The sequence below is a fragment of the Microbulbifer regidiadema (SeqCode) genome, from assembly GCF_052467605.1.
On the sequence record NZ_CP174316.1, the window covers coordinates 2,811,792 to 2,833,111 of the forward strand.

Genomic DNA, 21,320 nt, shown 5'->3' on the forward strand with positions numbered 1-21,320 from the left:
GGGCTTTAGCCCCCTTTTTTGTGCCCCTGCCCCCAACTAAAACAACCGACTGCGGTCTCTCCTGTCGATATCTATTTTTCTCCAGCGGCAGTAGTATTTAGGGCAATAAGCCGGGCCAAGCCCGCCGATCCATCTATGCCTGCGAATTATCCCCGATGCCATTACTGTTGTTCGTCACACTGCTGTGGGCCTTTTCTTTCAGCCTGATCGGTGTCTACCTGGCCGGACAGGTGGACAGCTATTTTTCGGCAATGACTCGGGTGCTGCTAGCTAGCGCCGTATTTCTGCCCATGCTGAGATGGAGGGACTGCCCTCCCCGCACCGCCATCCACTTAATCGTAATCGGCGCGGTGCAGCTGGGACTGATGTATTTGTTTTACTACCAGTCATTCCTGCTGCTCAGTGTTCCCGAGGTATTACTCTTTACCATTTTCACCCCCCTGTATATCACCGCCCTTGAAGACCTCCTAAACAGGCACATCTCTCCCTGGAACCTCACTATCGCCGCCGTCGCCGTATTGGGGGCCGCCACGATTCGCTGGGGCTCTCCCAGCAGCGATTTCTGGCTCGGCTTTGCGGTCGTCCAGGGCGCCAATCTGTGTTTTGCCCTGGGACAGGTCGCATACAAGCGCCTGATGTCCGGCGAGCAGGCCCTGCCGCCGCGACAAACCTTCGCCTGGTTTTTTATCGGCGCCAGCCTGGTCACGCTGACAGCTTGGTTCCTGTTTGGAAAGCCGCAGTACCCACAGGGTTTGCAGCAGTGGGGGGTGCTACTCTGGCTGGGGTTGGCGGCGTCGGGCCTGGGCTACTTTTTATGGAATAAGGGCGCCACACAGGTTTCCACCGGCACCCTGGCGGCGATGAACAATGCCCTGATTCCTGCGGGCCTTCTGGTCAATCTGTTAATCTGGAACCGGGATGCCGATCTGGCCCGCCTCGCACTGGGGGGAGGCCTGATCGGGGCCGCCGTTATCCTGAATGAATGGCGCTATAAGAATAGGGAGCATCACCATGGCGAGTATCGCAGTACCTGACCTGAAAACCCAATTACACCAATTGATCGCCTGTCCCAGTATCAGTGCGACAGACCCCTCTCTGGATATGGGCAATCGCCCGGTAGTCGAACTTCTGGGCGGCTGGCTGGAAACACTCGGCTTCACAGTCGAGATAATGCCGCTCAAGGGCTCGCCCAATAAAGCCAATATGATCGCCACACTTGCGGGGAGCAGCGGTGGTGATGGCGGCCTCGTCCTGTCCGGGCATACCGACACCGTCCCCTTTGATGCAAACCGCTGGCAATCGGACCCCTTTAAAGTTGTAGAGCGCGATAACCGCTTTTATGGTCTCGGCACCAGTGACATGAAGGGATTTTTCCCCCTGGTGATAGAGGCCGTGCAGACTTTTCTCCACAAGCCGCTGCAAAAGCCGCTGATTATCCTCGCCACCGCCGATGAAGAGACCAGTATGAGCGGCGCCCGCGCCCTGGTCGAGGCCGGCAAACCCCGGGCGCGCTACGCCGTGATCGGCGAACCCACCGGACTCCGCCCGATCCGCATGCACAAAGGCGTAATGATGGAGGCGGTGCGCATTACCGGGCAATCCGGCCACTCATCGGACCCCAGCCTGGGAGCCAGCGCACTCGAAGCCATGCACAAAGTCGTCGGCGAGCTGTTAACCCTGCGCCAGGAGTGGCAGCAGAAATACAACAACCCCGGGTTTACCGTTCCCGTGCCCACAATGAATCTGGGCTGTATCCATGGGGGTGACAACCCCAATAGAATCTGCGGCCACACAGAGCTTCAGTTTGATATTCGCCCGCTGCCGGGGATGCAACTCACAGACCTGCGGGAAGAGTTAAACCGGCGCATCCTCACCATTCCACAGGACCCTAAAATTCAGGTGGCGGTAACCTCCTTATTTCCCGGTACCGAGCCCTTTGAGCAGGATGCCCACTCCGAGTTGGTAAAGGCCGCAGAGCAGCTCTGTGGCCACCCTGCGGAAAGTGTCGCCTTTGGCACCGAGGCCCCCTACTTGAAGAGTTTGAATATTGACACTATCGTGCTGGGCCCCGGCGATATTGATCAAGCCCATCAGCCGGACGAATTTCTCGCCCTGGATCGTATCAACCCTATGGTCAATATTCTGCGCGACTTAATTGGCCGCTTCTGCCTGTAATAAGCCTGCGCTGCCTCCGGGGCTATAACATCACAAGACTTGCACACGGTAATAATTAGTGAGCGACGATAACGCCTCCCTGAACTGGTTCCGCCACGCGGCGCCCTACATCAACGACCTGCGCGGTCGCACTCTGGTCATCGGTATTCCCGGCAACGCTTTGGAACACGCCAACTTCCGCAATCTGGTCCACGATATGGCCCTGCTCGCCAGCCTCGGCGTGCGCTTGGTTGTTGTGCACGGCGCGCGGGAACAGATCAATCGGGATCTGGACCAGCGCGGTATTGAAAATCGATTTCACGAGAGCCAGCGCGTTACCGACCGCGAGACTTTGGAGGTGGTTAAATCCGTAGTGGGCAAACTGCGCTTCGATATTGAAGCCGCGTTTTCCCAGGGGCTACCGGACTCCCCCATGGCGCGCTCAGCACTCAAGGTGGTCTCGGGAAATTTTGTCACCGCCCGCCCCAGCGGCGTTTTGGATGGCGTAGACCTGGGTTGGACCGGCACCGTAAGGCGTATGGATGTCGGCACCCTGGAGCAGACCCTGGACCAGGGCGCCCTGGTCCTCCTCTCCCCCCTGGGCACCTCCCTGACCGGGGAGCTCTTCAATATCAATTACCTCGACCTGGCCGCCGAGGCTTCCAGAGTGCTGCGCGCCGAAAAACTGGTGCTATTTCGCGAACCCGAACAACTCCAAGTGGATGGAAATGCCGTACACGAGCTGAGCATATTGCAAGCCGAACAGGTTTCATCCAGGGTGCCAAGCGCTGCGCTGCGCTGCGCGATTCGCGCCTGCAATGCCGGCATTGCACGCACTCACCTGCTCAGTTTTCGCCAAAACGGCGCCTTAATTCAGGAGCTGTTTCGCCGCGAGGGCGCCGGTACCATGATTTACCGGGACAGTTACGAGGTGGTGCGCAGAGCGCGAATTACCGATGTGGGCGGTATTCTCGGCCTGATCCGCCCGCTGGAAAAAGAGGGCGTACTGGTGCGGCGCTCCCGCGAGAAACTCGAGGCGGAAATTGAGCACTTCACACTCGTGGAAGTAGACGGTACCCCGGTGGCCTGCGCCGCTCTCTACCCCATTCGGGATGACCAGGGCACAACCACGGCAGCTGAAATCGCCTGCCTCGCCAGCCACCCGGAGTTTCGCGGCGGTGGGCGCGGCGCCAAGCTGATGCGCCACCTAGAGCGACAGGCGCAAGCGGTGGATGTCGATGAGCTCTACGTTCTCACCACCCAGACCGAACACTGGTTTATCGAGCAGGGCTTTGAGCAGGTGGGTATCAGCGAACTGCCAGCGGCGCGAAAATCCCTATACAACATCCAGCGCAACTCGAGAATCCTGCGCAAACACCTGGGCAAGACCTAGCCCACAGAGCCATAGGGTTTGAGATGTTTATCCTTAATTTTCCTTTTATGGATCGTTAAGGCGCAAAAACATCCCAGAAAAATCCGTTTCTTGTTAAGCTGGCACATTCATTGTTGCCAGCTGGAATCTGTGACTATGCCCCAATACCGCTCCCGCACCTCTACCGCCGGTCGCAATATGGCCGGAGCCCGCGCCTTGTGGCGCGCCACCGGTATGACGGATGAGGACTTCCACAAGCCGATTATTGCCATTGCCAACTCTTTTACCCAGTTTGTCCCCGGACATGTGCACCTCAAGGATATGGGGCAGCTTGTCGCCAGGGAGATTGAGCGCGCCGGTGGTGTGGCGAAGGAATTCAATACCATCGCGGTGGACGACGGTATTGCCATGGGGCACGACGGCATGCTCTACAGCCTGCCCAGCCGCGAAATTATCGCCGACTCCGTGGAATACATGGTCAATGCCCACTGCGCCGACGCCCTGGTTTGTATCTCCAACTGTGACAAGATCACCCCGGGCATGATGATGGCCGCTATGCGCCTGAATATTCCGGTAATCTTTGTCTCCGGCGGCCCCATGGAGGCCGGCAAAACCAAACTGGCCGACCACAAGCTCGACCTGGTGGACGCTATGGTGATCGCCGCCACAGATACGGCCTCCGATGAGGAGGTAGCCGAGTACGAGCGCTCCGCCTGCCCCACCTGCGGCTCCTGCTCCGGTATGTTCACGGCCAACTCCATGAACTGCCTTACCGAGGCCCTGGGCCTGTCACTGCCCGGCAACGGCACTATGCTGGCGACCCACGCCGATCGCAAAGAGCTATTCCTGCGCGCTGGCCGCGAGATCGTAACCCTGACCAAACGCTATTACGAACAGGATGACGAGACTGCCCTGCCGCGCAATATCGCCAACCAAACCGCCTTCCGCAATGCCATGGCACTCGATATCGCCATGGGAGGCTCCACCAATACGATCCTGCACCTGCTGGCCACCGCCCAGGAGGGGGAGATTGACTTCACCCTGGAAGATATCGACCGCCTCTCCCGCGAAGTACCGCAGCTGTGCAAGGTAGCCCCGAATACCGAGAAATACCATGTAGAAGATGTACACCGCGCCGGCGGTGTTATGGCGATCCTGGGCGAATTGGAGGCCGCCGGGCTTATCGACGCCTCTCAACCCACGGCTTACGGCGGCTCACTCGCCGATGCCCTGGCCCGCTGGGATATTTGCCGCACTGACGACCCGTCTGTGCTCGAGTTCTACCGCGCAGGGCCCGCAGGTATCCCCACCCAAACCGCTTTCAGCCAGGACTGTCGCTGGTCCACTCTGGATGCCGATCGCCAGCGCGGCTGTATCCGCTCGGCAGAATACGCCTACTCCGCAGAGGGCGGGCTCGCTGTGCTGTTTGGCAATCTGGCCCCCAATGGCTGCGTGGTGAAGACCTCCGGCGTCGATGAGTCGCTGTGGAAGTTTGAGGGCCCCGCCCATATCGTGGAGAGTCAAGAGGAGGCCGTTGCCAATATCCTCGCGGGAAAAGTCAGCAAAGGCGAGGCGGTTATCGTTCGCTACGAGGGCCCCAAAGGTGGACCCGGCATGCAGGAGATGCTCTATCCCACCAGTTACCTGAAGTCCAAAGGGCTCGGGGAGCACTGCGCATTAATTACCGATGGCCGCTTCTCCGGCGGCACCTCGGGCCTCTCTATCGGACATGTATCACCGGAGGCGGCCGCTGGGGGGAATATCGCCCTGGTGCGCAATGGCGACCCAATACGTATCGATATCCCGGCGAGAAAAATTGAGATCGCTATAGAGGAAGATGAACTCGACAAGCGCCGCCGGGAAATGGACGCGAGCCCCAGCGGCTGGAAACCTGTCGCAGAGCGCCCCCGCAAGGTGAGCAAGGCGCTCAAGGCCTATGCCATGCTCGCCACCAGCGCGGACCGGGGCGCAGTGAGAGAAATTGACTGATTAAGCTGCGCTAAAAAACGGCCCCTGAGGGCCGTTTTTTTATTCCGCCAATTTATAGCTAATCCGATTGCGCACCCCGTAGCGCTCAACCGCTTGGCCGCCCTCCATTTGCGGGCGGTATTTAAAGCGCTCTGCCGCCGCGATGGCGGAGCGATTAAACACATTCGTGGGGTTGCCTTTGGAATCGTAACCTCCAACCACACGGGCATCGCGCACCGCGCCTGTTTTAGTCACGGTGAATTCCACAACCACATAGCCCTCAATCCCCCTGCGCAATGCGGCATTCGGGTAGCGCGGTTTCGCTTTATAGACCGGCAGGGGATCGCGAGATATTTGCACTCCCGTGGCAGTGACTGGCGTGGGTGTACCAATCACTACATCTATTTTGACCGGCACTACCTCAGTTTCCTCAGTCCGCATAGTCGGCTGTTCAATCACTTTTTGTGGTGGCGCAGGTGCCTCATAGTTTTCCGTAATGATCACCTGCTTCGGCATATGTATCGGCTTTATCGGCGCTAGAGATTGCACTGCCGGCTCCTCAATATCCGTTGCCACCAGCTGGCTCATCAAAAAAAGTAACCCCGCAGTTGTCGCTGCGGCATAGCCCAGGCCTTTCGCGTAACCCGCGAGCAGATGAGGGGGGAAAAATATGGGGTTGGAAATCGACTGGCAAGCTCTGTCCATAACACCTCTCCTATTATTGTTAGGGTGCGATAAGCGGCATCCTTGTGCCGAAAATGGAAAAGCTGATCAGCTGACTTTAATCATTAGCCAATTCACAAAAAAATGCAAATAGTTCGTTAATACAGGTTGTCTCAAATTTTTATATCGCAAAACAGAGACAAAAAAGCATAAAAAAAGCCGCGCATTGCTGCGCGGCTTTAGTGGAAGTGAAACCCTTAACTGGTACTAAATAGCCAGCTGCGCTTCACGCTCCTTTTCACCTTCGACAAAGGTAATCCACTGCTTGGCGAACTTCTCAGAACGCTCGTCCTTCAGTGCAAGCTTGAGACTTTTTAAGGCTGAGTCATAGCGTTTCAGGTTGGCACTGGCCATACCCATTACGATATGCAGCTGGTCAACGCGCTTAATGCCACCTTTGGCCAGGGCTTTTTTGCCCATGGAAATGGCTTTCTCGCTCTGGTCCAGGTCCAGGTAGATACCGGCCAGGCGTGAATAGATCTCGCCTTTATCGGAAAGCTGTGCGGCCGCTTCCAACTGGGGAATCGCCTTTTGCAGCTCCTGGGCCATCTGGTAGGCCTGGGCCAGGGTTTCCAGGTTTTTCGCCGTGCGCGGGATCTTCTTCTCTTGAATACCCTTGGCAATCACCTTGGCTCCTTTATAAGGCATTTCATGCCCCATAAAGAGATAACCCATATTCAGCAAGTCTCTGTCCTTCTCCAGGGCTCCGGCAAGGTAAGCTGCTTCCATCATATGCAGCTGGTCCTTGTCGCGCTTGAGCTCACCGTACATAGCAGCCAGCGTTTTGTAGTACACAGGCTTAGGATAGTACTGCACCAGCTTTTCCAGAACGGAGGATACGCTCTTGTAGTCAGTGCGCTCGAAATAAACGTACTGCTGCAATCCGTACCAGCTTTCCTTGGGTGTTTTGCCCTCTTTCTCGTACATGGATACCGCAACATTGATATCCGCGAGTGCCTTGTCCTGGTTGCCAATCTGATTGTAAGCCTGGGCGCGCAAGGCGTAGGAGTCCGCAGTGATGCGATCGGAAACCTTAAACCACTTGTTTAGGTAGTTAATCGCCTGCTTGTAATCCTCAGTGACAAAATACAGCTGAGCCAGGGTAAACAAAGTGCCCACTTCTAAAGCTACCGGCAGGTTTTTTTCACCCTGATCCAACACCTTTTTAAAGTAGGGAATCGCCTCTTTGTAACGCTCCGTGCTGTAGTAAACAACACCGAAGAAGTTATACATCTGGGCAATTTCATAGCCGTTGAAGCGCTTCTTAGCTGCATCCATTTCTTGCAGTGCAACTAGTGCCGCCGCCCAATCCTCTGCATCCGCAGCTTCCTGGGCTTTTTCCAGCTTCTTATACGCAGCTTCACGCATCGCCGGAACTTTACGGGTTTTTTCTTTGCTCGGCTTTTTTTGTTCCTGCGCCTGTGCAGAGGCGAAAGGTGCCGATACACCCACCGCATCCAACACGGTAACGCTGACCGTCGGTGCCAGAACCAAGGGTAGCGCTACTGACGTGCGCAGAGCGAACTTGGACAAACCTTTAGTGATGGTCGTCAACTTCATAGTGCTTCCCCTTTTTAGTCCTTAGCCATGTTAAAGCTGATCTTAGTCCTAACATTAGGAACTTCGGTCGGCTTGCCATCGACTACCCGCGGCTTGTACTTGTACTTCAGCGCGGACTTCAGGGCAGCCCGATTGAAAACCGTGGTCGGTTTACCTTGCAGCGTAAACGCCTCAATTACGACCGGGTCGCGTACAGAACCGTTTGTCGTCACTGTGTACTCAACGATTACATAGCCTTCCATACCGCGCTGTAGCGCGCGACGGGGATACTGAGGCTGTACTTTTACGATCGGTAGGTAGTCACCTTCACCAAAACTGAAACCAGACAGTTTGACCCCACCCCCCGCTTTCGGAGCGGCGATACTGATGCTGCCATCAATATTCGGCTCCTCAAAGTCGGGCTCCGGCATCTCCGGTGGCGGAGTCTCTGGCTCGTCTGGTTTTACCGGCTTGGCGGTGTCGTACTGTGTTTCAATCTTCGTCTCAGGCATCACCACATCGGCAACCTTGAACTGCTCCTTATCCTCTGGAGCCTTCATGTTTGCCGCAATCAGCTGATGCATGGTGAAGATGAGGCCAAAGGTTGTGGCTAACGCCAGCGTACCTGCCCCAAGAAGTCTTACCGGATTCATAGCTGTTAACTCTTCTCTGTAGCGACGGAAACTTTCTTGATACCAATCTTCCTGGCTGCTTCTGCAATCAGGGCAATCTTCTCAATACTCGCTCCCTTATCGGGCTGAATTACCAACCACCCTTTCGGGTTTTCCGAGTAGAGACGCTCCAGGACAATTCGTACCTGACGCTCATCGACCTTCTCTTTGGCAATCCAGACCTCGTCACTGTCGTTGATCGCTACCAGAATAGAGGCGGCCTTGAGTTCAGCGGTTGTCGCTTCCGGCTTCTCAACATCAGCACCCGGCTCCTTGATAAAGGTCGCGGTGACGATAAAGAAGATCAGCATGATAAACACCACGTCCAGCATGGGCGTGAGGTCAATTGCGCCGGCTTCTTCTTCTGCCGTATTTTGTCTTTTGCTCATAGCAACTCTCTTAGCGAACTTTTCCAGCGGGGGCTCGGGGAGCCCCCGGCGAAAGTATCTGGCTTGGCTAAACCTTCACAGCAAATAAGCTGGCTTATTCGCTGGTGGATGCTTAGTGATCCATTGTCAGATGATCTTCCAGCAGCTGGGTTTCACGCTCAGCTTTACGGGCGAGGTAGGTATTGGCAAATACACCTGACAGGGCCGCAACCATACCCGCCATTGTCGGGATAGTTGCCATGGATACACCACTGGCCATCTGCTTGGCGTCGCCACCACCTGTAATCGCGAGAACATCGAACACGTTGATCATGCCCCAAACCGTACCCAGCAGCCCAAACAGAGGGGCCAGGGCGACACAGGCTTGGATCATGTCCATATTGTCCTGAATTTTCTCGGATACCCGGGAAATCATTGCATAACGGATCTGGTGCGAACCCCAGGATTTGCGCTCACCGCGCCCCTCCCACTGGTCTACCGCACCCTGAACGTCACTTTTCAACCCTTTGTTAAAGTAGAAAATACGTTCAAAAATCAGCGTCCACATAAAGAAGGTCAGGCCGGCGATCAGGAACAGTACTGGCCCGCCCGACGCCATAAAGGCGTTGACGGCGGCCCATGCGTCATTTAATGCGTGCATGTTGCCGCCTCCTCTTATTTGCGCTCGGCGTTTTCTGCCACGATACCAGCACTCTGCTCTTCCAGAATGTGCAGGACACGCTTGGCACGGCCATTAACTACGGTGTGCATCAGAACGGTTGGGATAGCCACAACCAGACCGAGAACAGTAGTGATCAGGGCTGAGGAAATACCGCCGGCCATTGCCTTGGGATCACCCGCACCAAAGATAGTGATCGCCTGGAAGGTGATGATCATACCGGTAACGGTACCCAGCAGACCCAGCAGCGGAGCAACCATGGCGATGATCTTCAGCAGGTTGAGGCCGGATTCGATCGCCGGACGCTCTTTCAGTACCGCTTCTTCCATCTTCAGTTCGAGGGTTTCACCGTCTACACCCTTGTTCTCTTCCGCAACAGACAGTACGCGGCCCAGTGGGTTATTGGTGTTCGGGGTAGAGGAACGCAACTGTGCATTTACTTTACCGCTAACACCGGTCAGAACGATCAGGCGGAAGATAGCCAGCAGCATTGCGAAGGCACCAACTGCGGAGATGATGTAGCCCACGATACCACCCTGGTGCCAGCGCTCTACGATGTCCGGGCTGTTGATCATGGCTTTCAGGTAGGAACCACCGGTAGGGCCAGTCGGGTCTACACCGAAGGCACTGAAGCCGCTGGTAGAAGCTTGCAGAGCTTCAGCCATGCCTTGGAACTTGGCATCCGGCTGACGGATCAGCTCAGCCATTTTGTAGGCATTGTTCATTTCCAGGTATTTACCGTTGGAAACCAGGTTGAAGTTACCTACACGAACCACTTCCTGCTCAGCTTGCTCGCCGTTGGGCTTGATCACAGTTGCGTTGAACTTAACGATCTTGCCGGACTCAACGGTTTCGCGCTGAATCTCAAACCACAGGCGCTCGATCTCTTCGATTGTCGGCAGCTTGGTAGCACTGTTCATCTTGGCCAGAAGACCGTCGATGAATTCTGTACGACCCGGGTACTGAGCGGATACCAGAGAGGAACCGATGTTGGCTCGCAGGTCGGCAGCAGTAGAGGACATGTGGCCGAACAGCTCTTTCAGGGAGCCGAGGCGCTGGTCCAGTTGCTGGCGCTTCTGATCGACAGCGACTTCCTGCTCCTGGTATTTCTTCTCCAGTTCAGCAGAGCGCTTTTCTTCAGCGGTACGGGTGTTTTTAGCTTGGTTCAGCAGGGCGTTCTGGTTGGCCTTTTGACGGCGGAACTCAGCTTCGCGCTGCTTGTGCTCTCTGGACTCGGCAACTTTGGAGTCCTTAACCATTTTCAACAGGTCGTCCAGGGAAGCGGCCTTCTCCTGAGCAACTGCGGAGAAGCTGATCAGGCCAGCTGCTGCCGCTACTAAAACGCGTTTGGCGAAAGAGGTTTTCATTGCGCTGCCTCCGGAGCCGGAATCGGCATGGTCATGATGTCGATAGTGGCCTGTTTCTTGGCAATTTTCAGACCGTTCATGAGAGCGCGGCGGTATTCACCAGCATCGATCTCAACCCACGCGCTGTTGGCTTTGTCATAGGCGAGGGAAATTTCAGCATCAGTAGTCTGAGCCAGCAGGGCGATACGGCCGATTTGCAGAACGCTCACTTCACGCTCCTGACCGGCAACGGTCAGAGTGTCGCGGTAAGAGTCGATCTTACGGGCGTATTCAGCTTCGAAGTTGTACAGCTCCAGCACCTGGCGGAACTTCTCCGCAACGCTGATATCGGAGCGGTCCATGGTGCTCTTAACACCATTGAGGTTCGCCATACGCTCTTCCAGCTTGAACGGTGCGTCCAGCTCGATGAACTGTTCCAGGCCGTCCAGCATACGCAGGATCAGCGGCTGAATCTGACGCTCAATAACAGTAACGTTGGCAATAGACTCGTCCAGCTCATTGATTACTTCGAGCTGGTTGGCCAGCTGCTTCTCCAGCTGACGGTTGTATACGCGCAGACCATCGATTTCTTTGTTAACCACCTTGAAGTCCTGCAGCAGGCTGCTGGTTTCGTCGGCAATCTTGTCGATGCGTTTTTGCGATGCCTGGGCCGCAGTGGTTTTCTGCTGGCCGACGGCGAGTACGTTATCGAGAGTATCCGCAGTGGCTACGCTGCCGTAGAGCGCGCCGGCAGACAGCGCAGTGGTCAGCGCCACAGCCATGAATCGCTTGGTTTTCATTAGACCCCCCAGTGGGTTCAATATTTCACAACATGGTCGCGATGAGTTAGCTGCCACAACGCGGTGTCCTTTTGTTTTAAAAACATTGGTTAGAAGACAGCTAAGAGCCGCACATTGTAAACAGCCGATTTGATTATTCAAATGCCGATTGCCAGCATCGGCCCGCTTGGGTAACAAGGTAACACTTGGGTAACATTTCCGAGTCACTTGCACACATTCGCGGCGACGTTTCCTGTGTAAGCTGTCGGAGAATTTAACAGATCGATCAAGTTTTGATCAAATTGTTTTTATTTAAATCTGTCATATTGGACTAATGAGTAGTTGTACTCATTCCTGTCGGAGGCCCGGTAACACTCGCGTACCGACTCGACCCAAGAGTCATCAATATCGGGGAAAAAGGCATCCCCATCGACATCTGCATCCACTTCAGTGACATATAAGCGGGTGGCGAGTGGCAGTGCCTGGCGGTAAATCTGTGCGCCACCGATAACCATCACCTCGCTGGCTCCGCTGTCTTTTGCGCAGTTTTGAGCCAAACTGAGGGCTTGATCCAGAGACTGGACCACCTCGACGCCATCTGCAAGCCAGTCGGGATTACGCGTAATGACAATATTGACCCGCCCCGGCAGGGGGCGACCAATTGACTCAAAGGTCTTTCTTCCCATAACCACAGGTTTCCCCATGGTGGTGCGCTTGAAAAACTGCAAGTCACCGGAGATGCGCCAGGGCAGCTCGTTATCCTTGCCGATAGCACCATTGCGGGCAACCGCCGCAATCAACGCAATAGAAACCGTCATCGCTGCCCCCTAGATCGCTACCGGTGCTGGAATATGTGGGTAGGCCTCGTAGTCTTTGAGTTCAAAGTCCTCAAAGCGGAAAGAGAACAGGTCTTGCACCTCTGGATTCAGGTGCATCTGCGGCAGGGGAAGGGGCTCGCGCTGCAATTGCAGCTCAACCTGCTCCATATGGTTGGAGTAGAGGTGGGCATCGCCAAAGGTGTGGATAAACTCACCGGGCTGCAAACCGCATACCTGCGCCAGCATCAGAGTCAGCAAGCTATAGGAGGCGATATTAAAGGGCACCCCCAGGAAGATATCTGCACTGCGCTGATACAGCTGGCAGGACAGCTTGCCGTCGGCCACATAGAACTGAAACAGAGCGTGGCAGGGCGCCAGGGCCATGCGCCCTTCGCGGGCATTATCGGCCGGGGAGACACCTTCGTCCGGCAGGTCAGCGGGGTTCCAGGCACTAACCATCAGGCGCCGGGAGTCCGGGCGGGTTTTCAACTGATCCACCAGCTGCTCTATCTGATCGATCTGGCGGCCATCCGGGGTGGGCCAGGAACGCCACTGGTGGCCATAAACCGGGCCCAAGTCGCCCTCCTCAGTGGCCCACTCATCCCAGATCCGCACCTTGTTGTCCTGAAGGTAGCGGATATTGGTGTCCCCCTGCAAAAACCACAGCAGCTCGTGAATAATCGAGCGCAAGTGACACTTTTTCGTGGTGATCAGGGGAAACCCCTCGGCCAAATCAAAGCGCATTTGGTAGCCAAATACACTGAGGGTGCCAGTGCCGGTACGGTCACCCTTAACGGTGCCGTTATCGCGCACATGGCGCATTAGATCGAGATACTGCTTCATCTATTGCTATGCTCCGCCTTTAACTCGGGAAGACCCTGTCTTCTTACCCTTACTCTGCCCACTCCGCCCCTCTGGCAGAGACTGGGTTTTATAACTCCACACCAGCAATGCAATGCCGGCAATAATCATCGGCAAACTCAACAGCTGCCCACGGGTCATCCAACCAAATAAATCAAAACCAATATGCCCGTCGGGCTCGCGGACAAACTCCACCAGGAAGCGGAAAATTCCGTAGAACATCACGAACATACCGCCTACCGCGAGGCGCGGGCGCGGCTTACTGGAAAACCACCAGAGCAGCGCAAAGAGTACCAACCCCTCCAGGAAGGCCTGATACAGCTGGGATGGATGTCGGACCAGAAGCTCCGGGTCCCTCGGGAAGACCATGCCCCAGGGGCCCTCGGTTTCGCGCCCCCAGAGCTCCTGACCAATAAAGTTACCGATTCGCCCGAGCCCGAGCCCGATGGGCACCAGCGGAGCGACGAAATCAATCAGGGCCGGAAAGGTTGTACCAATCTTGCGCGCGTAGAGCACGGTGGCCAATATCACCCCGATCAGGCCACCGTGGAAACTCATTCCCCCCTCCCACAAACGAATCAGCGATAGCGGGTCTTCGAGCAATTGGGGGAAGTTATAAAAGAACATATATCCCAGGCGGCCACCGAGAACGACACCAATGGCGCAGTAGAGGATCAGGTCCTCCACTTCGGATTTAATCACCGGCGACCAGGGTTTAGCGCTGCGGCGCAGTGCCAACCACCAGGCCGCGACAAAGCCGGTCAGGTACATCAGCCCATACCAGTGCACTTTTAAAGGGCCTATTGCAAAGGCTACCGGATCGATTTCGGGATAGGTCAGCATGGGGGAATCGCGATTGCTAATTAAAAGGGCGTATTATGGTCGCAAAGCCCCCCGCTGTGAAAGGGCGGCTTGTCTCTAGATCCGGGAAGATCGCCATGTGTCTACTGCTATTTGCCTACCAATGCCACCCGAGCTATCCACTGCTTTTGATCGCCAATCGCGACGAGTTCTATCGGCGCCCAAGCGCCCCTGCGGCGCGCTGGCCGGGCACTCAGTTAATCGCCGGTAGAGATCTGGAGGCCCGGGGAACCTGGGCCGGAGCATCCCCCGGACGAATCGCAGCGGTGACCAATGTCCGCGAACCGGGGGTGCCGGAGCCCCTAGAGGCACTGTCCCGCGGGGAGATACCACAGCAGTTTCTATGCAAACGGGATAGTCCGGAACAATTTATCCAATCCCTACAACCTCAACGCTACAGAGGCTTTAACGCCCTGCTATTTGACATCGATAGTGAAAACTCGCTCGCGTGTGCCGGCAACCGGCACACGCCATTTATTTTTACAGCGGGTATTCACGGTATCTCCAACGGCGCAGCGGACGAACCCTGGCCCAAGGTAGAGAGAGGCAAAGCGGCGCTGGCCGAGATCATACCTGGAGCCGACCAGCCGGTGACGTTTGCGAACTTTGTCGAACCGGCCCTGGCACTGCTCAGAGACCGTACCCCCGCGCCGGACCCACAGCTGCCGCAAACCGGGTTGGCAACAGAGATCGAGCGGGCGCTCTCGCCTATATTCATCCACATAGTTGCCAATAGCCCGGCGACAGCGGCCATGCTCCCCAGTGGCGGCTACGGCACCCGCGCCAGTACCGTGATCACCATTGACCGCAAGGGGCACTGCCAACTGTGGGAACAGACATTTGTCAACGGCGCGCCGAGTGGCCCCCTGCGCCACCTCAAAACGCCACAGTTAGCCTAAATTTCTCGCACTAACCGTTGAATTGGGCGTATTTTTTTGTCTAATGCACCGCCAGCTAGTCAAATTACTTCTATGGGCCGCCTGCCCTTGAGGCACAGAGAAAGAATATTGGCGCAAAATACATTATTCGAAAATCCTTACTCTAAAAAGAATGAAGCGCCAAGCAAAGTTGGGATTTATTGCCATACTTACTTTCACAGACTGCAATCGGTTGAGTTTCGCGCAAGCGGAGCACCTACTGAAGTCTCAATAAAAGGAAGTCGCGCGGGACGCATGACACGTGCGGGTCACCGATAATATTGAAGAGTATCTGGATAGGCCCGCCGCAGGTTGGGAAGGTATGAACGATCTGGCGCCCGGCATTTTCTAAAATATCGCACCGGGCCCCCGCAGAATCGCTGAGGTACCATGTCGTATTTCAACCCCGAGCATCGCAGACGCAAATCGATACTTCCACTACTGACACTGGGTAGCCTCTGTGTCTTTATCCTCTATTACGCTTTTGCGGCCAATCAGAGGACCCGTCCGATTTTACCGGAGAATGCGGTCCGCCCCCATCTAGTGCACTGGCTGGAAGAAAACCCGGATGCCTGGCCGGCCCAGGACCCCATCTTCAATCCCGCCGCTGTGCGCAGAATCTATCAGCGTACCGATTACCGCCTGCTTTGGTTCGATAACTACAGCCTAAGTGATAGTGCCAATGACCTACTGAAACAACTCACTGCGGCCAGCTCCGGCAATCCCAGCAGCATGGTCGACTATCGCTACCACCTGGGTTACTTCGACCGCACCCTGCAAGACACCCCCCAGCACCTACAGATGGCCGCAGTACTGGATGTTCTGCTGACCGACGCCTTTGTCTCCTACGCACAGGATACCCAGTTAGACCGGATCAAACCCAGAAGTCGCCCGCGCCGGGGAATCACGCCGGTGCAGCGGGACAACCAGGGCTTTCGCCTGGTGGCACTCAATACAAGGCAGCAACAGCCCCCCGCTGAACCCAGTGGCCGCAAGCACTTTCGCGGATACGACCGAGCCGCCAATCTCGGCGGCCAGGTGCGCAGCCGCTCTTACGCGCGGGAGTACAACGCCGACACCACAAGTCAGGACTCCGGCCGCCGCTATTTCACCACCACACGCCGCCAATACCGCGACAGCAATAGCACCTCAAACAGCGACAGCCGTGTTTATTACAATCAGGGGCGATCAAATACTGCTGCGGTACCAATTCGGTCTGCAAACAGCGAGGGGCCCTACTACGAGGAAAACAGGCCCTACGGCAACAATGTGCGGGCTCTGCGCAATGAACTGCAACGGCTGCGCGAAATGTCCGCCAGCGGCCGCTGGCGCCCTATCCCCCCGGGACCCGCGATGACTCTGGGCGCGCGCCACCCACATGTGAGCCACCTGCGCAACCTTCTCGCCCTGTACGGTGATTACGAGTCCTACTACAGCTACGGCGGTACTGATCGCAACCGCTTTGACCGGGGCCTGCACCAAGCAGTGGTGCGCTTCCAGAGACGCCACGGGCTCAGACCCGACGGCATTGTCGGGCGCTCAACCCGCAAGCGGCTCAATTTATCCCCCGCTGCGCGGGCCCGGATTGTGGAAATGAATATCCAGCGCCGCGAAGCATTGCCGGAGCAAATGGGCAGCCGTTTTATCCAGGTCAATATCCCCGCATACCGCCTCAAGTATGTGGAAAATAACCAGGTCAAACTGGCGATGAATGTGGTCGTCGGCAAGAAAAAACACGCGACTCCCGAAATAACTACCCGCGTCAGTAAAGTTGTCTTCAACCCCACCTGGACAGTACCGCGCAGTATCCTGGTGAACGAGATACTCCCCAAGGCACGCAAAAATCCGTCGGGTATGGAAAAAATGGGCTACCGGGTAATTAGCGGCAGCGGTGAACAGCTCCCCCTAACCCCCCAGAACTTGTCAGCAGCCGGTGCCGGTTCCTATCTGATGCGCCAACTGGGCGGGGAGGAAAATATATTGGGGCGGGTCAAATTTGAAATCCCCAATATTCACGATATCTACCTGCACGATACCCGCGCGCGCAAACTATTTTCCCTGACCACGCGCGGCTATAGCCACGGCTGTATTCGCCTGGAAAAACCCCGCCATCTAGCTGAGGCACTGCTGCGCCCCCAGGGAAATTGGAATCAGTGGCGTATCGACCAATTGACCAGCGGTGACAAAACCACCGAGGTCGATATGTCCCAAGTAGTAAAGGTCTATATCACCTATTGGACCGCCTGGGTTGATGGACGGGGCAACCTGAATTTCCGCCCGGATATTTATGGCAAAGATGGACTGGTCGATAATCAGTTTTAACACCACTCGGGGCGGCGACCCGCCGCCCCGGTTATAATCCGCCGAGGTTTTGCCAAGTTATTCCATTAATTACTCCATTTTAAGCTGAGCCATTCCTGAAAATTATTTAGAGACCACCGGTCACAAGTTACCAATGTGAGCACAGTGATGCCTTTCACTGATTTTTGACTGCTTGCATGGGTGACTTATGGGTGCTGCCAGCAAATTCCTTTCCGCTTTTTTGCCGCGCGATAAATTCACTTTCCTAAAGGCGAATATCGCAGCGGTTGCCGTCGCAATATCACTGGGAATTCAATCGCCGCATACCGTCTCCAACTCGGTCAATAGCACCGCACCCGCCCCTGTCAGCGGCGGTAATCCCTTTTTACCGCAGGGGAGACACTTTTCCCTACTCAACGAGGAATTAATTCGCTATCAATCCCTGGTTCAGGAAAATCACTGGAGCCCCCTCGGTGCCGGGCAACCTATAGCACCGGGCAGTCGCAGCCCCCGAGTCCTGCAACTGAGAAGTCTATTAATGCTCTACGGGGATTACCGTCCGGCAGAGTACGGTACCGATCATTTCTCCCCGGACATTTATGACAATCAATTGCAGCAGGCGGTTAAAAAATTTCAACAGCGCCACGGTTTAAAGCAGACCGCGCTGGTTGACGAGGGTACCCGCGAGCGCCTCAATACCCCGCCGGAACAAATCGCCAAAATTTTGGCAGCCAATATTCAGCGCTGGCAACAACTACCCAAGGATTTAGGTCCGCGCTATATCATCGTCAATATTCCAGAATTTAATCTGCGCCTTATGGAAGGCAATAAAGAACAGTTCCGCATGCGGGTGGTGGTGGGAAACCCAAAACACAAGACACCGCAAATTACCACCCGTATGACCCGGATTGAATTTAATCCGGTGTGGCGCGTCCCGCCCAATATTGCCCTGCGCGAGTTATTACCCAAGGGCAGCTCGGCACTCAAGGCCAAGGGCTACCGCCTGATGAATCACCGGGGCAACTCGGTGCCCTTTACCCGTGGCAACGTGGCGGCCGTGCGGCGCGGACAGGTTTCATTACAGCAAAAAAGTGGACCCGGCAATGCACTGGGGAGGGTGAAGTTTGTAATCCCCAATCGCCAGGCAATCTTCCTCCACGACACCAACAGCAAACATTTATTTAAAAAATCCCAAAGGGCCTTTAGCCACGGCTGTATCCGCCTGGAAAAACCCTTGCAGTTTGCCCGCATGATGCTGGCGCAACAAAACCGCTGGAGTGAGGAGCGTATCAATCGCGCCGTGGACAGTGAGCGCAGCCACGGCATCACTCTCAAAAATCCACTGCCGGTTTATATCGCTTATTGGACCGCCTGGGTCGATGAAAATGGACAACTCCAGTTTCGCCCGGATATCTACAACCAGGACCCACAATAGGAGACCGAAACCTGCAGGCAGTAGTGGTCACCGATATAACTGATGAGAAATTGGTATGGCATATGCTCCTCTCCCGCTCGGCATCGCCGCACTGATCAGCCTGATGATCACCTGGGCTGCGCCCCTGAACGCATCCGCCAGCGCCAGCGAAGCCGCCAGTACAGGCCAGCAGCTGCGTGCCACCGCCCAGGCCTACCGGATAATGGCAAAAAACTGGCGCCCCATCGCCGAGGGAAAGCCGTTACAACCGGGGGACAGAGACCGGCGAGTCTTACAGTTGCGCAACTTGCTGGCACTCTATCGGGACTATCGCGGTCAACCGGGACCGCTTTCCGCACCGCAAAAAGATTCGCGAAGGTTTGATAGTGCACTACAGGCGGCACTGGAGCGCTTCCAAAAGCGCCACGGTTTAAATGTTAACGGTATCGCGGATGAGGAAACACTGGCCGTGCTGGCAATATCCCCTGTAGAGCGCGCCCAACAAATGGAACTAAATGCAAGCCGCTGGGAAAAACTCGATATCCCTGGCGAGGGCCGCTATGTGATTGTCAATGTTCCCGACTACCACTTGCAGTTAGTGGAAGATGGTTTAGTAACTCTCAAGATGAAAACTGTCGTGGGCAAGAGAAGTAGTCGCACACCGGATATGCACAGCCGCATTACCAATATTGTTTTCAGCCCCACCTGGACGGTACCGCGAAGTATTCTTATCACCGAACTACTCCCCAAGGCACGGCACAATCCGATAGCGATGCATAAACGGGGCTATCGGGTGGTGCAGTATCGCAGCGGTAAATCCTTTCCGATTACTGCGGAAACTATCGCCAAAGCCGCCGCAGGGCAGGCGACCCTGCGGCAGATCAGCGGCCCGGAAAACTCCCTGGGCAAAGTGAAATTTATCATCCCCAACAAGCAGGCTATTTTTCTCCACGATACCCAGGCGCAGAGCTTATTTAAGCAGCGCCAACGGGCATTCAGTCACGGCTGTGTCAGGCTACAAGCGCCCGAGGAGCTAGCTTATTTTTTGCTCCGCGCTCAAGGCTGGGACAGGACCCGGGTAGCGCAGGCAGCCAGTGGCTACGATGCGCTCAATATACGGGTCGAGAAAGCACCGCCTATTTACATTGTCTATATGACCGCCTGGATAGATCGGGATGGGCGCCCTCAATTCCGCTCGGATATTTACCACCGCGACAAAGTGGCGCCCTGAAGGGACCGGCCTCCGGCATTGGCCGGCACCCACCCCTACGGCCTGCCCATACCTTTGATGTGATAGCCGCCCGCCCTGTAAACCGCTACTTTATCCAGCCGCTCGGATTTGGGATCGCTACGCTGTCCCCGCTCCTCATCGCCGTAGGCAAAGTAGCGAGGGCTTCGCATTGCGCTCACTGGGGCCGGCGGGGGCGGTTTTCACTCGCTAAGTACTGCGCTAGCTGGACATCACTGATCGGGCAATCGCAGCCAATACAAACACCTGGCTCTCTATCATCTCCCCTCTGCAGCACTTATATCACAGCACTCAACACCGCAGCCCCAACTTGTCTATACATGTATAGACAAAAGAAAAATCCCTATAAATAAAGAAGCTTCTCGCTAAAGCGGGCCCACGCCACCCGGGCCAGGGCACAACAGAGACTATAAGTGCCCAGAACTCTCAGCCGAGACTTTAGCCATATATCCACAATCACTGACTCACCCGTTTTACAAAACCTGAGAGTCGCAAAAAAATAATTTTTTAGTGATTAACCTGCAATGACAACGCTGTCTCCAAACCTTGAGCGCAAACCCCTTAGCACCGATAAAAATTCCACAGTCCGCTAGCAAAAAAGAAAAAATATACCAGCCCAGCAATCTAATTATTTCCGAATTAGCAGCTTCAGGTTTGTAACAACTGGTTATTTTTTGTACATTTTCCGCCGTACCCGGTTGTGCCAACTAAGGCACACCGACGAGAGATTAACGACGAGGCGGAATTATGAAGAATCCATCCAGACGTCGATTCCTGGCTGTGACTTGTGCAACTGCGGCGGCCGTCAGCGCCGGACCAACTTTCGCAAAAGTAGGTAGCGCCCGCACCCTGAAAATGCGCAATCTGCACACCGGAGAGAAACTGGAGGCCGCCTACTGGAGCAATGGAGATTACAGCAGCGGAGGCCTGACGCAGTTTAATAAATTGCTTCGCGACCACCGTGCCAACGAAGTGACCCGGATGGATCCCAAGCTTCTGGATATCGTCTACAAGCTGAAGCAGAAGTTCAATTACAAAGGGACCATTGAGATTATCTCTGGATACCGCTCGCCAAAAACCAATGCCAAGCTGCGTGCAGCGGGCCGGGGCGTCGCCAAGCGCAGTTACCACACTCGCGGAATGGCTATAGATATCCGTATGCCCGGCGTTCCCCTGGCGAAACTGCGCCAGGCGGCTCTCGACCTGAAGGCGGGTGGGGTCGGCTACTATCCGAAAAGCAACTTCGTACACGTGGACACAGGCCCGGTACGCCGCTGGTAATTCCCTCCAGCTACAAAAA

20 protein-coding genes are annotated in these 21,320 nt (G+C 55.6%); 9 read left to right on the plus strand and 11 right to left on the minus strand.

Going from position 1 to position 21,320, the window contains the following annotated elements:
* Positions 1 to 155 precede the first annotated feature (155 nt).
* The 4 genes from ACJJIF_RS12885 to ilvD all read left to right on the plus strand — a co-directional run bounded on the left by ACJJIF_RS12885 (position 156) and on the right by ilvD (position 5,515).
* Entirely contained in the window at positions 156 to 1,034 is an 879-nt protein-coding gene (locus ACJJIF_RS12885) for a carboxylate/amino acid/amine transporter (protein ID WP_444928756.1), read from the plus strand.
* The gene (argE, locus tag ACJJIF_RS12890) at positions 1,012 to 2,175 is read left to right on the plus strand and encodes an acetylornithine deacetylase (protein ID WP_444928757.1); all 1,164 of its coding nucleotides are present in this window, start codon (positions 1,012 to 1,014) and stop codon (positions 2,173 to 2,175) included. Before ACJJIF_RS12885 ends, argE begins: the two co-directional genes overlap by 23 nt.
* A gap of 58 nt (positions 2,176 to 2,233) precedes the next feature.
* Entirely contained in the window at positions 2,234 to 3,547 is a 1,314-nt protein-coding gene (argA, locus tag ACJJIF_RS12895) for an amino-acid N-acetyltransferase (protein WP_444928758.1), read from the plus strand.
* A 135-nt stretch (positions 3,548 to 3,682) separates the two neighbouring features.
* Positions 3,683 to 5,515 (plus strand): dihydroxy-acid dehydratase, encoded by a 1,833-nt coding sequence (gene ilvD / locus ACJJIF_RS12900; RefSeq protein ID WP_444928759.1) that lies wholly within the window; start codon positions 3,683 to 3,685, stop codon positions 5,513 to 5,515.
* A 39-nt stretch (positions 5,516 to 5,554) separates the two neighbouring features.
* Here the strand turns inward: ilvD and ACJJIF_RS12905 are convergent, their stop codons facing one another.
* The 10 genes from ACJJIF_RS12905 to lgt all read right to left on the minus strand — a co-directional run bounded on the left by ACJJIF_RS12905 (position 5,555) and on the right by lgt (position 14,121).
* Positions 5,555 to 6,199 (minus strand): energy transducer TonB, encoded by a 645-nt coding sequence (locus ACJJIF_RS12905; protein WP_444928760.1) that lies wholly within the window; start codon positions 6,197 to 6,199, stop codon positions 5,555 to 5,557.
* A gap of 225 nt (positions 6,200 to 6,424) precedes the next feature.
* Positions 6,425 to 7,777 (minus strand): tetratricopeptide repeat protein, encoded by a 1,353-nt coding sequence (locus tag ACJJIF_RS12910; RefSeq protein WP_444928761.1) that lies wholly within the window; start codon positions 7,775 to 7,777, stop codon positions 6,425 to 6,427.
* 14 nt (positions 7,778 to 7,791) lie between these two features.
* Positions 7,792 to 8,409 carry an energy transducer TonB gene (locus ACJJIF_RS12915; protein ID WP_444928762.1) on the minus strand — a complete coding sequence of 206 codons (618 nt, stop codon included), beginning with the start codon at positions 8,407 to 8,409 and terminating at the stop codon, positions 7,792 to 7,794.
* Positions 8,410 to 8,414: 5 nt separating this feature from the next.
* Entirely contained in the window at positions 8,415 to 8,816 is a 402-nt protein-coding gene (locus tag ACJJIF_RS12920) for an ExbD/TolR family protein (protein WP_108734754.1), read from the minus strand.
* Positions 8,817 to 8,928: 112 nt separating this feature from the next.
* Positions 8,929 to 9,456 (minus strand): MotA/TolQ/ExbB proton channel family protein, encoded by a 528-nt coding sequence (locus ACJJIF_RS12925; RefSeq protein WP_444915343.1) that lies wholly within the window; start codon positions 9,454 to 9,456, stop codon positions 8,929 to 8,931.
* 14 nt (positions 9,457 to 9,470) lie between these two features.
* The gene (locus ACJJIF_RS12930) at positions 9,471 to 10,841 is read right to left on the minus strand and encodes a MotA/TolQ/ExbB proton channel family protein (protein ID WP_444928763.1); all 1,371 of its coding nucleotides are present in this window, start codon (positions 10,839 to 10,841) and stop codon (positions 9,471 to 9,473) included.
* Positions 10,838 to 11,620, minus strand: a complete 783-nt coding sequence (locus tag ACJJIF_RS12935) for a DUF3450 domain-containing protein (RefSeq protein ID WP_444928764.1) — start codon at positions 11,618 to 11,620, stop codon at positions 10,838 to 10,840. The genes ACJJIF_RS12930 and ACJJIF_RS12935 overlap by 4 nt, the downstream gene beginning before the upstream one ends.
* Positions 11,621 to 11,907: 287 nt before the next feature.
* Positions 11,908 to 12,417 carry a dihydrofolate reductase gene (locus tag ACJJIF_RS12940; RefSeq protein WP_444928765.1) on the minus strand — a complete coding sequence of 170 codons (510 nt, stop codon included), beginning with the start codon at positions 12,415 to 12,417 and terminating at the stop codon, positions 11,908 to 11,910.
* Between the two features lie 9 nt (positions 12,418 to 12,426).
* Positions 12,427 to 13,260 carry a thymidylate synthase gene (locus ACJJIF_RS12945; protein ID WP_444928766.1) on the minus strand — a complete coding sequence of 278 codons (834 nt, stop codon included), beginning with the start codon at positions 13,258 to 13,260 and terminating at the stop codon, positions 12,427 to 12,429.
* Between the two features lie 6 nt (positions 13,261 to 13,266).
* Positions 13,267 to 14,121, minus strand: coding sequence for a prolipoprotein diacylglyceryl transferase (lgt, locus tag ACJJIF_RS12950; RefSeq protein WP_444928767.1), 855 nt, complete (start codon positions 14,119 to 14,121; stop codon positions 13,267 to 13,269).
* 35 nt (positions 14,122 to 14,156) lie between these two features.
* Here lgt and ACJJIF_RS12955 point away from each other — a divergent pair, with 35 nt between their 5' ends.
* The 4 genes from ACJJIF_RS12955 (at position 14,157) to ACJJIF_RS12970 (ending at position 20,002) form a co-directional block, all read left to right on the plus strand.
* Positions 14,157 to 15,038, plus strand: coding sequence for an NRDE family protein (locus tag ACJJIF_RS12955; RefSeq protein ID WP_444928768.1), 882 nt, complete (start codon positions 14,157 to 14,159; stop codon positions 15,036 to 15,038).
* 408 nt (positions 15,039 to 15,446) lie between these two features.
* Positions 15,447 to 17,378 carry a L,D-transpeptidase family protein gene (locus ACJJIF_RS12960; RefSeq protein ID WP_444928769.1) on the plus strand — a complete coding sequence of 644 codons (1,932 nt, stop codon included), beginning with the start codon at positions 15,447 to 15,449 and terminating at the stop codon, positions 17,376 to 17,378.
* Positions 17,379 to 17,565: 187 nt separating this feature from the next.
* The gene (locus ACJJIF_RS12965; RefSeq protein WP_444928770.1) at positions 17,566 to 18,792 is read left to right on the plus strand and encodes a L,D-transpeptidase family protein; all 1,227 of its coding nucleotides are present in this window, start codon (positions 17,566 to 17,568) and stop codon (positions 18,790 to 18,792) included.
* A gap of 55 nt (positions 18,793 to 18,847) precedes the next feature.
* Positions 18,848 to 20,002, plus strand: coding sequence for a L,D-transpeptidase family protein (locus tag ACJJIF_RS12970; RefSeq protein ID WP_444928771.1), 1,155 nt, complete (start codon positions 18,848 to 18,850; stop codon positions 20,000 to 20,002).
* Between the two features lie 35 nt (positions 20,003 to 20,037).
* Here the strand turns inward: ACJJIF_RS12970 and ACJJIF_RS12975 are convergent, their stop codons facing one another.
* Positions 20,038 to 20,172 carry a hypothetical protein gene (locus tag ACJJIF_RS12975; RefSeq protein ID WP_444928772.1) on the minus strand — a complete coding sequence of 45 codons (135 nt, stop codon included), beginning with the start codon at positions 20,170 to 20,172 and terminating at the stop codon, positions 20,038 to 20,040.
* A gap of 595 nt (positions 20,173 to 20,767) precedes the next feature.
* Here ACJJIF_RS12975 and mepK point away from each other — a divergent pair.
* Positions 20,768 to 21,301, plus strand: coding sequence for a peptidoglycan L,D-endopeptidase MepK (gene mepK, locus ACJJIF_RS12980; protein ID WP_444928773.1), 534 nt, complete (start codon positions 20,768 to 20,770; stop codon positions 21,299 to 21,301).
* Positions 21,302 to 21,320: the final 19 nt, after the last annotated feature.